A 12,980-nucleotide genomic window follows, 5' to 3' on the forward strand; every position below is an offset into this window, starting at 1 on the left:
GCCGCAGATGACCAGCCTCCTCCGGTCCTCGTCATTCATCTTAAAAATATCCGCGATCAGGGAGGACAGTCCGGCGCCTATCTGGGCGCACGGGCCTTCCTTTCCGGCGGAGCCGCCGAAGGCGATGGTTATTATGGTGGCTATGGCTTTTACGGGAACTACCATGAAATTTATCTTCCCCGATCGCAGGTGGACCGCTTCAATCACCTTCTCGGTCCCATGCCCTCTGGCCTCCGGCGCCAGATGCTTAACGATTAACTCGCTCAGGAAGAGCGCGATGGGAAGGAGGAAAAAAATAATACGCGTGGCCGCCAACGAATGATATGCTCCACTCCAGGGCCCTTATGAACGCCCCGGAGGATATGCCGATGATGATGCCGATACAGGATGCGTAGAATATCCATTTTATTATACCGATGAAAAGCTCCTTCTCCCTCTCCAGAATGCTTTGCCCAGCCCTATCATTCATCGATATTTCGACCTGTATCCACATTACAGCGATTTTGTCTTGATGGCTAGAAGGATATAATGTAAATGCTATATACTAATATCGGTCATTTGCCCGCGCTAATCGATAGATAAAAATCAGGTAGCGCTAACTACATAAATTCAGGGATTTTCCGGAGTTTAAAAATGTCCGACAAGTGCACGCGAGGAAAAATCCAGCCCTTCCGCCACTCATGTCGAGTGACACTTATTAATATGCTTAAACCAAACGTTCATGCTTTCATAGGCCCCGCAAATGTTCGTATTGTTCGTGAGCCTGCCGCCATAACTGTACCCGGCTCTGGAAAATATCCTGTTGATGGGATAGGACGTCGCCCTGGCTATCGTATACGCTAGCTTCATCCCCTCCATCGCCATACTCTCCTCCATACGATGGAGAAGGTACGCTGAGATACCATAGCCCTGATACCTTTCACTCGTTGCGAAATCCGTCATCTCCACATTCCCGGAGCCTCGGTCCATCTCAGCCGATGATGCGCCGACAATCCTCCCATTCGCCCGCACGCAAAAGTACCTGATGTTATTTTTCATCGTCTTCAGGATGTAATCGGCGTCGTTGATGGGGAACGGGTAGGTGGAAAACACCCTCCCATATAGTCCCGCAAGTTCCTTTGCGTCTTCCGGGCCTGCAACGTGGAACGTAAACCCGTCTTTTAGCGAAGGGCCTCTACTTTTCCCTGTGATAAGCCGCGCTGCCGATAATACGCCTTCTACGATGCTTTTTTTCCTCTCCACTGCTCTCGTCCCATCGATGTACTTGGCCATGAAGTAGCCGTCAATGCAGCCGTGGAAAAAGCCAGGCACGTACGCCTCGACGGCGTAGCCTGCCTTTAAAAAGGCGTCTTTGGCGAAAGAGGGCGCCTTGACGAGTATCTTGGAATACGAGTTTTTAACGGCCAGGTCATAGAGACGGTGGACAATGTTCGGCATGTCCCGGGCCGAGAGCTTCATCACGTATATCCGGTCATTGTGGTGGCCGTGCTGTATGACCGTTTCGCCTATCCTGGTGATGACGTCACGCATCGTTTCTCCTCTCAATGCGTCTCGTTTTTTCCGGTACCAGAGAGATTGCCTCGTCCAGGTCGGACAATAGCTTTGCTATGCCGATGGCATTTGTTTTTTCCGAGCAGCCCGCGTTAAGCTGCAATTCGCAGGCCTCACAGTCGCCCCTGCACTTTACCGGCCGGTACGACTCCGGCTCCGTATACGTCGTTATTACGCCCTCGTAGTTCCTGAGCACCACCTTGTTCGAGCTGCACGATATCAGGTAATTGGGCATGACCGGTATCTTACCCCCGCCGCCGGGCGCATCCACGACGTACGTGGGCACGGCGAAGCCGCTAGTGTGCCCGATGAGGTTTTCGATGATCTCGACCCCTTTTGAGATTGAAGTGCGGAAGTGCGAGAGGCCTTCCGTCAGGTCACACTGGAACATGTAATATGGCCGTACGCGGTTCTGGACAAGCTTCTGGAATAGCTTTTTCATGATCTGGGGGCAATCGTTCACCCCTGCGAGGAGGACGCATTGGTTACCGAGCGGTATGCCCGCGTCGGCCAGCTTTCTTAAAGCCTCTCGGGATGCTGGCGTGACCTCCTTCGGGTGGTTGAAGTGCGTGTTAACCCATAAAGGGTGGTGTTTTTTAAGCATGTTTACGAGGCTGTTAGTAACACGGCATGGAAGGACGACTGGAACCCTCGTCCCGATGCGCACGACCTCGACGTGTGGTATGGCGTCCAGCTCGGAAAGTATCCAGTCCAGGTAGTCGTCCGGGAGCATAAACGGGTCCCCTCCAGAAAGGAGCACGTCCCTGATTGCCGGATTATTCCGTATATATTCCAGGCCCATTGATATCGTGGCCTTATCAGGTATGTAGTCCACGTTGCCCACTTTTCTTTTTCTCGTGCAATGCCTGCAATACATGGCGCATACGTTGCTCACGAGGAATAGCACCCTATCGGGGTACCTGTGAGTAATGCCCGGCACCGGGCTATCCTTATCCTCGGCCAGCGGATCGGCCATATCACATTTATCCACGACAAGCTCCGAGGGAGAAGGGAAGCATTGCCTGTATATAGGATCGTTTTTATAGTCTCTCGTATCAATGAGCGAAAGGTAGTACGGGGTGATTCTGAGCGGGAACTTTTGGATGGTTTTTTCGAGGGCCTGCCGTTCGTCATCGCTAAACCGGATGCCAAGGAGCCTCTCAAAAGTGGGGATGTCCGTTATGGCATGTTTCATCTGCCATTTCCAGTCGTTCCACTGGACTATGGCTGCCGCCGAGTCAATCTTGCTCGCTATCTCCACTTGTTTTAGCTTTAAATTTACCATATATATCACCATCCTTCACGTTTTTAGTCGATTTTTATTCAATAGCTTGTTACTTTATTTTTTTCTTTAAGTCCTCTTATATTTTTTCCTCTATAGCTTGATGGGGCTTAAAGATGGCCTATTGCTAGATTTTGATTATTTCCTGATGGCGCCTCCTATGATTGGTCATAAATTGGCGATTTTTTAACGTCTAATAAAACTGACCTGACCGGGTATGGGATTTTAATCCCCTCTGACGTGAAGCGCCTTAATGCCTGCCTGTATATTTTATCGGGTATGTCCCAGTTCTTCCTGAAGTTGTTGCCCCATACTAGCATAACCAGGTTAATGGAGAAGTCGCCAAGCCCTTCTACATAGACGATTGGCGCCGGGTCTTTTGAGACGCCATCTATCCCGGATGCTATATCCAGGAGTATGCTCGATGCCTTTTCGACGTCCGAGTCATAGGAAATAGCTATCCTGACCGTGTACCTGAGCTTAAGGTCTGGCTCTGAATAATTATAGATCCTGGACTTCGATATTTCAGCGTTCGGTATGATGATGACCTTGTTATCGAGCGTCCTTATCCGCGTGCTCTTGAGGCCGATGTCGATGACGTCGCCGTATTCCCCGCCGGATAGCTCAATACGGTCGCCGATCTTGTACGGCCTATCGGTAAGGATGGCAAATGCGCCGAAGACGTTTGAGAGAAGCTCCTGGGCGGCCAGGGCGACCGCTATGCTCAGCACTCCCACGCTTGCCAGGAGCGGCGTTATCTCCATGAACTGGCCTACGGCCATCAATATCGCTATTGTGTATATGACGACGCTCGATAGCCTCTTCAGGAAAGATATGAGCGATGCGTCGAGCCTCGAGCCGTTGCCAGCGTCCAGCCTCTTCTCATACCAGCTTATTATCGTCGCCGCGATGTTGGATAGCAGGTATGCGGCTATGAAGATCGCCACTATAACCATTATGGAGTTAAGCCATGCATACGCTCCCTCAGGAATGATGCTTACCATATGGGCCGCCACATAGGCGCCAAGGGCGATGACGAGTAGCTGTATCGGGCCTTTAATGGCCTTGAGGATCTCATCGTCCAGCGTGGTACGGCTCCTGGATACAAGCCTCGGCCCGAGCCTTTCTATGAAAAACTTCAGGATATAAGCCAGGCCAATTGAGGAGATGAATATGGCAGCCGCCAGCAGGACGTTAACCGTCTCGGGAATATCTGCCTGAGGGAAATTCATGCTTTACCTCCATTTTAGGGTTTTAAGCTTACCATATAAATACTTGGTGTATAATCCAGCCCGCATATTATAGGTATCAAGTCTACGCATTCCGTTTTTTATCATATTCATAGAGCATCAGCGGCTTTTAATTACGTCCAATTTACGAGAAAATATTTAATGGGTTACCTGTAAACCGTTTATCATGAGCAATATAGGCACGATTAAGGAACATATACACATCAATGAGTACCATAAAGGATCAGTGAGCGAAGCAAGTATCGTCACGAAGTCCAAAGAGGATTTGCTGGAAGAGATGTGGCTGGAAGGGCATTATATCAAGAAGATGCTGGCGTCGGCGAAAAGCCTACACGAGGCCAGGGACTTGTTTTTCGACCATTTGAACGACCTTGAAAGACACTATTTCAACGTCTATTCCGATAAGCACTATAAAAATTTGCATATCATCGAAAAAAACAACGCTAGGAGTGCATCCGTGTCCTGAAGAACGTCATAAGGACCGAGAACGAGCACCTCACAGGGTTTTCAGCCTTGAAGGTGCTATATAACCTGGCGAAGGATAAGAAAGGCGCTTTAGCACGGGTAAAAGAGGGGTTCCTGGCTGAATTTATATACCTGTTTAGAGGTATCTATGGGAGGTCGGACATCTTTTGCGACTCCCTATACGATAGTGGAGCGACTTCCGATAGGGTCCAGGCATCATCCATCCGATCCCAGCAGCTTGACAACTATTCTATGAAAATGAGGCAATATTTTAGGAGATACAGGACAGGGCTGGACCACAGGACAGGGCTGGACCCTGAGATGATCAAAAGAAGGGATGAGCTCAAGCACGACATACTGTCCTATTTCGGCGCATCGAACGGAGACTGGCGGGACGTTTCCTGGCAGATGTCCCATATCATAAAAGACGTTAAGACGCTCTCTGCTCTCGTCGCCCTGGATAAGGACGAGATATCGGCGTTAAGATATGCGGAGAAAAACCGGATACCATTCCAGATAACCCCGTACTATCTATCGCTATTCAACAAGGACGGAAAGAGCGATGACGACCGTGCGGTGAGGGCGCAGGTCCTCCCGAGCAAAAGGTATTGTAAGCGGATATCCATAAACCGCCGCTACGGCGCCGACCTGGATTTCATGGGCGAGAAATGGACCAGCCCTATAGATGGCATTACTCGCCGGTACCCTCAAATCCTCATTTTAAAGCCATATGACTCATGTCCACAGATCTGCGTATATTGCCAGCGGAACTGGGAAATCAAGTGCCTGGACGAGGCAAAGGTTACTAAAGAAAAGGTGAAAAAGGCCATCGACTGGATAAGGGAAAACGAGAATATCACCGAAGTTTTAGTGACCGGAGGCGACCCTTTAACTCTGAACGACCGCTTATCGGCTGGCTGATGGATGAAGTGGCAAGCATCGGCCATGTCGAGCGAATAAGGATAGGCACACGCGTGCTGGTGACCATGCCTTTCAGGATAGGCGACCGGCTTATAGAGGTACTGAAGAAGTACCATGAGCCCGGGAGGCGAGAAGTCTGTATCGTCACGCACTTCGAGCACCCCATGGAAATGACGCCAGACTCCCTGGAGGCGATTCAAAAGATACGGAAAGCGGGCATGAGCGTGTATAACCAGCAGGTTTTCACGTATTATAATAGTAGAAAGTTCGAGACGGCGTTTCTCCGTAAAGTCCTGAAGGTATGCGGCGTTGACCCGTATTACACGTTTAATACTAAAGGCAAGGAAGAGACGATTGACTTCAGGGTGCCCATCGCCCGCATCGAGCAAGAGCGGAAAGAGGAGGCACGGCTTCTTCCGGGGATCGTGAGGACTGACGAGCCCGTCTTTAACGTTCCCAGGCTTGGAAAGTCCCACCTGAGGGCGTGGCAGGACCATGAAGTCATCATGATAATGCCCGACGGGCGAAGATCATACCGTTTCTATCCCTGGGAGTCGAAGTTAGCGATATGCGACACGTACATCTACACGGACGTGGCCATCTACGATTACCTAAAAAGGCTTCACGACGATGGGGAGGACATCACTGAATATAAGTCGATATGGTATTACTTCTAGGTAAGGGTCAGGCATGCCGGCATCACTGGCTTTCGGTACCTCACTAATACCGTTATATCGCCACTTTTCCGCCACGTCGACCACGCTGCCGGCAGCCTTCTGCTTGAATTCAAGGCTTATGGGCGCGCCTCCCACTCTGAGGCTCCCCATCGTGACTTTATTAAGCCAGGGGGAGGTACGGGTTTACAAGAGTCAGCTTTTTATTGAGGGCGTCTTATTCCGGTCGCTCGAGAGGGTCTCGGTCATCCGTCTAATCATAGCCCAGTAATTGGGTAAGTATGCTTAGAAATGGTTTTTCGCTTTGTCAGCGCAGCCGTAGAACGCGGACTTTCATTGCATCGTTGATGAGAAGCGCGAATAAAAGGTACCAGGCCCACGCGATGAGCACGTATGCTAGGGGGATCGGCATAAGCCCTGGGATGCCGAAGACGGATACGATAGTGGTGACGAGCATGTCACCACCGATGGCTGCCAGTAGTATATTACTGGGCCTCGAATTCCAGAAATAGCCCCTCTCCCTGACCATGAAGATGGTGAACAGGCCTCCGAAGATAAGCATGCAAAAGGTGAAGGTGCGCAGGCCGGTCGCATCCGTTAAGTGTAAGAGGCGGATGGCTATGTACAGTAGCGCCAGAGATTCTGAGACCATGAGCACGCCCAGCAAAACGGAGGCTTTGACCAGCGGCCCGAGCTCCCACGTCTCCGGCCTCAACGAAGGCCTTGCATTATCAGCCGCTATAGAGATGGTCACGAAATCGATGAGGAACAGCAAAAGCACGATCTCGAAGGCGCCAACCACGTATACGCCTGTGATCAGATACGCAGCGACCACGAATACCACTATCTCGAAAGTTTTTATGATCTTGTTCAATATCCAGGTGACGATGCGCTGATGTATCATCCGCCCGACCCTCACCAGGCTCACGATTGCATGGAGGCCCTCTTCAGTGAGCACGACGCTCGCGGCCCCCTGGCGACGTCGGTAGCGCTGCTGACGGCAATGCCGACTTCAGCCTGCTTAAGCGCTGGGGCGTCATTCACGCCATCTCCGGTCATCCCGACGACATGCTTTTTCGCCTGCAATGCCTTGACGATGAGATACTTATCTTCGGGGTAGACGCCGGCAAAGCCATCGCTCTTCTCTATCGCATCTCTGGCCCTATTGATGCCCATCCCCTTCAGGCCCTCCATCCCAGAGATGTTTTCACCGATTCCGACCTCTTTTGCGACTTCCCTGGCGATGGGCAGCGAATCGCCGGTGAGCATCTTAGTGGATATGCCCATGCCCCTCAGCTCATCTATAAGCTTCGCCGAGTCGGGCCTCGGCGGGTCATGAAGCGCCGTCATCCCCACAAGCTCGAAGCCTCGCATGCCCCCCTTAGCTACTGCGACCACCCTGTAGCCCTTCTTCGCAAACGAGTCAACCCTCGCTTCAATGTCGGCAATCTCCGCCCCGTCGATGTTGCAAAGCCCGGCTATCGTAAGCGCCGCCCCCTTTACCACCGTGAACTCCTCCCCATCCTTCTCGATGGTCGCTTCAGTCCTCCTCGTGGACGGGTCGAAAGGCGTAAACTTTTTCTGGGCATACCCCTCTAAGCTAAGCCCCTTCCTCCTCGCCTCCGCGATAAAGGCGAGGTCTATGGGGTCCTGGTTAGCCTCCTGAGAGGCCAGCGCCCCATACAATGCCACATCATCCTCTGAGTGGCTCCCAATCCCTACCATGTATGCCACGGAAAGCCTGTTCATGGTGATCGTCCCGGTCTTATCCGCGCACAAAATGTCCATCATTGCGGCATCATGGGACGCGCTGAGCCTGGTCACCAGCACCCCTTTCTTCGCAAGCTCGAGCGAGCCAAGCGCCATCGTCACCGTAAACATGGCCGGCAGGGCGACCGGTATTGAAGAAACGAGCAAGACAAGGGCAAGTGGAAGTAGCCCTAGAAGGCTCACCCCCCTTAAATAGGAGGCCACGAAGGCGAGGGAGAGCAAAACGATGACGAGCGCCAGTAGCCGTTCGAGCAGGCCGGTAATAACCGTCTCAACGTAGAGCTTCGGCCGCGCAACCTGCACGAGCTGCGCCGCCCTGCCAAAATATGTGCGCGTCCCGGTCAATATAGTAACGCCGGTGGCCTCTCCCTTCTTCGCCAGCGAGCCGGAGTATAGTATATCGCCGGCTTTTTTTCCCGCAGGCAGAGACTCCCCGGTCAGGGCAGACTGGTCTACTTCCACCTCTCCATCGATTATCTTAACGTCAGCGGGGACGAAGTCGCCCGCTCTGACCCTGACGACGTCGCCAGGCACGAGCTCCCTGGCGGGCACGATTGACCAGCCGCCATCCCTGAGCACCCTGGCCCGTATGCTCAGCTTTTGCTTCAGCGCCTCGACCGCCCTTTCGGCCTGCCATTCCTGGGCGAATCCCAGCACAGCGTTCACGATGAGGAGCGCAGCTATAACGATAAGGTCCAGAGGCCTGCCCAAAACGTAAGAGATAAGGATGGTTAGCTCGAGCGTCCAGGCCGTGAGACCCCAGAATCTCTTCAAAAAGCTTAAGGCGGCGTTCTTCTTTTTTTCCGGCACTTCGTTATGCCCGACCTCGGCGAGCCTCTTCTTCGCTTCGTCGGACGTCAATCCGGTCTCCAGGCTGGTATCGAGCTTTCTTAGCGCCTCTTCAACAGGAGCGGCTGAAAAATCAGAGACTAGCATCATATATTCTGCCATATATATTATTATATAATTTATTTAATAAAATCGCAAAGCTTATGCCACCGAGGCCATGGGCATTAAACCATTATGCTCTATACTTTCTATGTCTATGTTTAATAAAAATAACAATAAAATAAGTTTAATATAATAAATAGCTCGCTAAACATCCTTATTTTATACATTTAAGCCTAACGCAGGTTCTTCTTTTTAATTCGAGGAATTCGAAAGCTTTATTAGTCTACAAGCCCTTTTAAAAATGATACTTATAGCCTTAATTATGGATGCAATTACACCACTCCATAATTATAAACTTAAGAGGAGGATAACAAATGGAACAATTGGCAGTTAACCTTGGTGCCTTAGCGCTGATGGGCGCATGTGCCACCATCGCGGGGGCCGCCGAGGACCTGGAATCAGACTTTGGTTCCCAGTCCAACGCGAACTCCCAGGTGCAACTGGCGCCACAGGTAGGCTATCTTCACCGAGTGTACAATAAAGCCATATCCGGTGAGCCAGTAGCGTATGGGTTCCTATGCACGACGGCTGCTTCGATCGCATACGCTATCGCGTTCGTGCTGGCAGGCAACAGCGCCGCCCGCATAAACGAGTTCATCGTGGTAGGCCTTATTGCGGGTGCGACCATCGCATCCCTGATGTACGGTGTATATGCAACAACAGCATACATGGGCAGGTTATCCGGCCAGAAGAGATTTGGCCAGCCGATATACCTGGACATATTGTTAACGACAACGCCATCTATTATCGCGCATGCATTTATTGCAGCTTTGGGCATAAGCGTGTTCTCGTACCTTTTGAATATCATTATCGGACAGCCATTCCCGTTCCCGATACTGGCAATGCTCTGGGGCATCATGGCAGGCGGTATGGGCTCTGCGGTTGGTGATGTCCACTATGGTGCGGAGAGGCAGTACCAGAACAAGCCGTTCGGCGCGGGCCTTGCTGCGGCCAACTCTGGCAAGATCATCCAGAAGGGTGAGGCGGGCTTGAGGAACAGCATCGACATCGCAGGCTTTTGCGTCAAGCACGGCGCTCCGCTCACCGGGCTGGGCCTGGGCATAACGGTATTCGCCGACTTGTGGAGGCACATACTCTTCATCGAATACTGGAATGGCTGGGGCGCAATGGTGGCCGGCCTGCTAATCGTCCTATTATGGGTGATTGGCAACAGGCTACTGGAGATGTGGACCAGGAATACATACGGTCCGTACAAGTCTGCGGAGGAATAACATGGACCCGATAACTTTAGCGATAGTAGTGATTGGCATCGCCATTGCCGGCCTTCTCGTCGGTATCGGAGTACACTTCGTGCCAGTGGGCGGCGCTCCGGCCGCGATGGCACAGGCGACCGGTATCGGTACCGGCACGACGATGCTCGCCATGTCTTCGGGGGCTCTGGGGCTTATCAGCGCCGGACTGGTGACACAAGAGATAATGTCCGGAAAGATCACGTACTCAGGCTTTAGCCAAGCTGTACAGAGCGGCACGCTTTTCTCCCTGTCGGGGCTGCAAGCGAACCTGCTGGCAATAGTCCTCATAGTCGTGGCCGGCATCGTCGGCGCCATGCTGATGATGGTCATCCTGGCCGTCATGGCCAACGTCCTGTACGCGTTTGCGATCGGCGTCCCGCTTGTCTCAGCAAAGGTCAAGTTCGACCCGATAACCGGCGACAGGCAGGACCTATACGTTACCAGGGGTACTGAAGGGCACGGGACTCCCACCGTTGCAGTGATTAGCTCCCTCATCGGCGGGCTACTGGGCGGCGCAGGCGGAGCGCTATGCTACATCATACTGTACGGAAGCGGGTTCTCGATTGGCACAGCGGCGTTCGTCGCCATCGGCATATTCTTCGTGAACTCCGTGCTCGCCTCGTACAACATCACCGGTACCATCGAGGGATTCCACGACCCCAAGTTCAATAGGGTCCCGAGGGCCATCATTGCATGTACCATAGCGTCATTTGTGCTCGGAGTATGGGCAGCAGCCTTGATTTTCCTGGGGGTGTAAGACATGACCGAAGTGAAAGAATACGACTGGAACATGCTTGCAGGCATTGGCATCGTCGGCGGCCTTATATTCATATATGCGGCCTATGCGCTCAACACGATGATGAACGTGACCTACTTCTCCTTCCTGGGAGCAGTCGGCGCTATACTCGCGGTAGTATGGGGCGCAGACGCAGTGAGGAGGATCTGTAAGTATGGTATCGGCACCGGCGTACCCTCGATAGGCATGCTCGCGTTCGGCATGGGCCTGCTCGCAACGCTGCTCGGCCTTAAAATTGGCGATTACGCTGGAGTCGTGTACGTAGGCCCGGTCGCTGCACTGGCCATAGCGCTCATCCAGGGCGCCATCATAGGCTACCTGGCGAACGCCGTCCTGAAGATGAAGATTCCCACCATGCAGCTCGGCATGATATTCATAGCCGGAGCGGCGAGCATCATACTGATGGGCTTCACCGTGACCATGGCGGGCACCTTCACGTATGGCGACATGATCACGAAGGTCTTCAACACCGGCTTCATCGCGCCGCTGTTCATGATAGGCGCGCTTCCGATGCTACACCCGTTCAACGCCTGCCTCGGCCCGGATGAGGACCAGAGAAGGACGCTCACCCTGGCAGTTGAGGCATCGCTGCTGTCGACCATAATGTTCGGCATATTCTCGATAGCGCTGATCAACGTGGTGTCATCGGCGATCACCGTTGTGCTCGGCTTGATAGCATGGGCTTATGCGTACCTCGCCTACTTCAAGAAGGTCAAGGAGAGCGGAGTGCCTGTGGTCGGCACGGGCTTGCTGCCCAAGAAGGAGGCCTAAATCATGGGAGTCGTAAAGCTATTACCAGAATACGGTCTCGTCTATGAGGTCGAAACTGGCAAGGTCGTTCCAGAGAGCGGAAACATGGTCAAGTACTCCATGGATCCCGTGAACGCGGCGCTGGACAAGCTCGACAAGTACGCAGACGACCTGATGAACTCGCTCACGCCGACGGGCAACTTCCTGGAGTCATTCCCGCACAGGGAGAAGTCGTTGTACTATGCTGGCATATTCACCAACATGTTCTACGGCTTTATCTTCGGTCTGCTCGTCGCCTTCCTGGTCGTAATCCTGCGCTTTATGGGGTTGATATAAATGGTGGAGAAGAAAGAACCAGCAAAGGGATGGCCGGTACTCAAGGGTGAGTATGATGTTGGAGACCCGAAGAGCTGTGTGGCGGTGGCGACGACGGGCTCGCACTTTAGCCAGTTCCCCATAAAGGCTGGCGCTGCGATAGCCGGTCCCTTTAAGACGGAGAACATCGGCATCGAGAAGCTCGTCGCCAACGTGATATCGAACCCGAACATCAGGTTCCTCATCGTGTGCGGCTCCGAGGTCAAAGGCCACATATCAGGCGATACCCTCGTATGCTTCCACAAGTATGGCGTCAAGGATGGGAGGATCATCAATGCGAAGGGAGCCATCCCGTTCATTGAGAACCTCACGCCTGAGGCCATAAAGAGGTTCCAGGAGCAGGTCCAGATCATCAACATGATCGACGTGGAGGACGAGGCCAAGATAACCCAGGCCATCAAGGATGCCATAGCGAAGGACCCTGGAGCATTCCCTGCAGATCCTATGCTCGTTGAGATCAAGGAGAAGGGAGAAGAGGTAGTCGAGGCCGGTGCGGCGATAAGGCCGATATCGGGAGAGCTCGCCATCATCCAGTCCAGGCTCAGGATGATAAAGAACGACGTCAAGGACATTGGATACTTGAATAAGTTCACCATGGGCTGGTACGCGGGCAAGATGGAGGGCATATTCATAGGAATAGTCCTGTGTGTGGCTCTCCTGTCACTGCTGTTCCCGGGCGGCATCGACTGGACTAAACTAATATTGAAACCGTAGGAGGATTAAATCATGGCAGAAACAGTTGCAGTTGCGGCAACCCAGGCGCCCCCTGACAGCGCCTTCGTGCCCGTCATCGATGATATCTGCTACAGGGCTCAGCTTGCTGCCAGGAACCAGAAGCTGTCCTCGGCCGTGGGCGCCACCAAGGTGTGGGGCTTCCTGATAGGGGCCCTGTTTGCCATTGGCATGGTCCTGATCCCGCTGGCGCTTCTAGGAGGCATCTAA

The 12,980-nt window shown here is 52.8% G+C and carries 16 protein-coding genes and 1 pseudogene; 10 read left to right on the plus strand and 7 right to left on the minus strand.

The window, feature by feature from the left end; genetic code table 11:
* Positions 1-9 precede the first annotated feature (9 nt).
* From MTC_RS13795 to MTC_RS04650, 5 genes and pseudogenes are all read right to left on the minus strand, one after another.
* Positions 10-315: pseudogene (locus MTC_RS13795) on the minus strand (chloride channel protein); the annotation flags it as partial.
* A complete protein-coding gene (locus MTC_RS13800; RefSeq protein ID WP_158308490.1) occupies positions 248-469 on the minus strand; it encodes a hypothetical protein in 222 nt (73 codons plus the stop codon). The gene MTC_RS13800 and the pseudogene MTC_RS13795, both read right to left, overlap by 68 nt.
* A gap of 209 nt (positions 470-678) precedes the next feature.
* On the minus strand, positions 679-1,530 hold the full coding sequence (gene ablB, locus MTC_RS04640) for a putative beta-lysine N-acetyltransferase (RefSeq protein ID WP_014405523.1): 852 nt from the start codon (positions 1,528-1,530) through the stop codon (positions 679-681).
* A complete protein-coding gene (gene kamA / locus MTC_RS04645) occupies positions 1,523-2,836 on the minus strand; it encodes a lysine 2,3-aminomutase (RefSeq protein ID WP_014405524.1) in 1,314 nt (437 codons plus the stop codon). Before kamA ends, ablB begins: the two co-directional genes overlap by 8 nt.
* Positions 2,837-2,991: 155 nt before the next feature.
* Complete coding sequence (locus MTC_RS04650; RefSeq protein ID WP_014405525.1) at positions 2,992-4,065, minus strand: mechanosensitive ion channel family protein; 1,074 nt, start codon at positions 4,063-4,065, stop codon at positions 2,992-2,994.
* 244 nt (positions 4,066-4,309) lie between these two features.
* Here MTC_RS04650 and MTC_RS12635 point away from each other — a divergent pair, with 244 nt between their 5' ends.
* Genes MTC_RS12635 through MTC_RS13030 form a run of 4 tightly spaced genes read left to right on the plus strand, consistent with a single transcriptional unit; the run spans position 4,310 to position 6,414 of the window.
* Complete coding sequence (locus MTC_RS12635; RefSeq protein ID WP_143767071.1) at positions 4,310-4,549, plus strand: hypothetical protein; 240 nt, start codon at positions 4,310-4,312, stop codon at positions 4,547-4,549.
* Positions 4,550-4,602: 53 nt separating this feature from the next.
* Complete coding sequence (locus tag MTC_RS12640) at positions 4,603-5,469, plus strand: radical SAM protein (protein WP_338036530.1); 867 nt, start codon at positions 4,603-4,605, stop codon at positions 5,467-5,469.
* Positions 5,469-6,146: a hypothetical protein gene (locus MTC_RS12645; protein WP_014405528.1), complete on the plus strand. Its 678-nt coding sequence runs from the start codon at positions 5,469-5,471 to the stop codon at positions 6,144-6,146. The genes MTC_RS12640 and MTC_RS12645 overlap by 1 nt, the downstream gene beginning before the upstream one ends.
* 13 nt (positions 6,147-6,159) lie before the next feature.
* Positions 6,160-6,414: a hypothetical protein gene (locus MTC_RS13030; protein WP_014405529.1), complete on the plus strand. Its 255-nt coding sequence runs from the start codon at positions 6,160-6,162 to the stop codon at positions 6,412-6,414.
* A 36-nt stretch (positions 6,415-6,450) separates the two neighbouring features.
* On the opposite strand, the gene MTC_RS13525 is transcribed toward MTC_RS13030, so the two are convergent.
* Positions 6,451-7,101, minus strand: a complete 651-nt coding sequence (locus tag MTC_RS13525; protein WP_202798147.1) for an HAD family hydrolase — start codon at positions 7,099-7,101, stop codon at positions 6,451-6,453.
* On the minus strand, positions 7,068-8,852 hold the full coding sequence (locus MTC_RS04660) for a plasma-membrane proton-efflux P-type ATPase (protein WP_202798148.1): 1,785 nt from the start codon (positions 8,850-8,852) through the stop codon (positions 7,068-7,070). Before MTC_RS04660 ends, MTC_RS13525 begins: the two co-directional genes overlap by 34 nt.
* A gap of 326 nt (positions 8,853-9,178) precedes the next feature.
* On the opposite strand from MTC_RS04660, the gene mtrE reads away from it, so the two are divergent.
* Genes mtrE through mtrF form a run of 6 tightly spaced genes read left to right on the plus strand, consistent with a single transcriptional unit; the run spans position 9,179 to position 12,980 of the window.
* A complete protein-coding gene (gene mtrE, locus MTC_RS04665) occupies positions 9,179-10,096 on the plus strand; it encodes a tetrahydromethanopterin S-methyltransferase subunit E (protein ID WP_014405530.1) in 918 nt (305 codons plus the stop codon).
* 1 nt (position 10,097) lies between these two features.
* Positions 10,098-10,874, plus strand: a complete 777-nt coding sequence (gene mtrD / locus MTC_RS04670) for a tetrahydromethanopterin S-methyltransferase subunit D (RefSeq protein WP_014405531.1) — start codon at positions 10,098-10,100, stop codon at positions 10,872-10,874.
* A 3-nt stretch (positions 10,875-10,877) separates the two neighbouring features.
* The gene (gene mtrC, locus MTC_RS04675; RefSeq protein WP_014405532.1) at positions 10,878-11,684 is read left to right on the plus strand and encodes a tetrahydromethanopterin S-methyltransferase subunit MtrC; all 807 of its coding nucleotides are present in this window, start codon (positions 10,878-10,880) and stop codon (positions 11,682-11,684) included.
* A 3-nt stretch (positions 11,685-11,687) separates the two neighbouring features.
* Entirely contained in the window at positions 11,688-11,999 is a 312-nt protein-coding gene (gene mtrB, locus MTC_RS04680) for a tetrahydromethanopterin S-methyltransferase subunit MtrB (RefSeq protein ID WP_014405533.1), read from the plus strand.
* Positions 12,000-12,752: a tetrahydromethanopterin S-methyltransferase subunit A gene (mtrA, locus tag MTC_RS04685; protein WP_014405534.1), complete on the plus strand. Its 753-nt coding sequence runs from the start codon at positions 12,000-12,002 to the stop codon at positions 12,750-12,752.
* 12 nt (positions 12,753-12,764) lie between these two features.
* Positions 12,765-12,980 (plus strand): tetrahydromethanopterin S-methyltransferase subunit F, encoded by a 216-nt coding sequence (gene mtrF, locus MTC_RS04690; RefSeq protein WP_014405535.1) that lies wholly within the window; start codon positions 12,765-12,767, stop codon positions 12,978-12,980.

It is taken from the genome of Methanocella conradii HZ254 (genome assembly GCF_000251105.1).
Classification (GTDB): Archaea; Halobacteriota; Methanocellia; order Methanocellales; family Methanocellaceae; genus Methanocella; species Methanocella conradii.

What these genes read in the sequence shown, in the direction of transcription:
- MTC_RS04650 (WP_014405525.1), bottom strand. Translation starts at nt 4,065, where the DNA reads ATGAATTTCCCTCAGGCAGATATTCCCGAGACGGTTAACGTCCTGCTG.
- MTC_RS13030 (WP_014405529.1), top strand. Translation starts at nt 6,160, where the DNA reads ATGCCGGCATCACTGGCTTTCGGTACCTCACTAATACCGTTATATCGC.
- MTC_RS13800 (WP_158308490.1), bottom strand. Translation starts at nt 469, where the DNA reads ATGAATGATAGGGCTGGGCAAAGCATTCTGGAGAGGGAGAAGGAGCTT.
- MTC_RS12645 (WP_014405528.1), top strand. Translation starts at nt 5,469, where the DNA reads ATGGATGAAGTGGCAAGCATCGGCCATGTCGAGCGAATAAGGATAGGC.
- mtrE (WP_014405530.1), top strand. Translation starts at nt 9,179, where the DNA reads ATGGAACAATTGGCAGTTAACCTTGGTGCCTTAGCGCTGATGGGCGCA.
- mtrD (WP_014405531.1), top strand. Translation starts at nt 10,098, where the DNA reads ATGGACCCGATAACTTTAGCGATAGTAGTGATTGGCATCGCCATTGCC.
- kamA (WP_014405524.1), bottom strand. Translation starts at nt 2,836, where the DNA reads ATGGTAAATTTAAAGCTAAAACAAGTGGAGATAGCGAGCAAGATTGAC.
- mtrC (WP_014405532.1), top strand. Translation starts at nt 10,878, where the DNA reads ATGACCGAAGTGAAAGAATACGACTGGAACATGCTTGCAGGCATTGGC.
- MTC_RS04660 (WP_202798148.1), bottom strand. Translation starts at nt 8,852, where the DNA reads ATGATGCTAGTCTCTGATTTTTCAGCCGCTCCTGTTGAAGAGGCGCTA.
- mtrA (WP_014405534.1), top strand. Translation starts at nt 12,000, where the DNA reads ATGGTGGAGAAGAAAGAACCAGCAAAGGGATGGCCGGTACTCAAGGGT.
- mtrB (WP_014405533.1), top strand. Translation starts at nt 11,688, where the DNA reads ATGGGAGTCGTAAAGCTATTACCAGAATACGGTCTCGTCTATGAGGTC.
- ablB (WP_014405523.1), bottom strand. Translation starts at nt 1,530, where the DNA reads ATGCGTGACGTCATCACCAGGATAGGCGAAACGGTCATACAGCACGGC.
- mtrF (WP_014405535.1), top strand. Translation starts at nt 12,765, where the DNA reads ATGGCAGAAACAGTTGCAGTTGCGGCAACCCAGGCGCCCCCTGACAGC.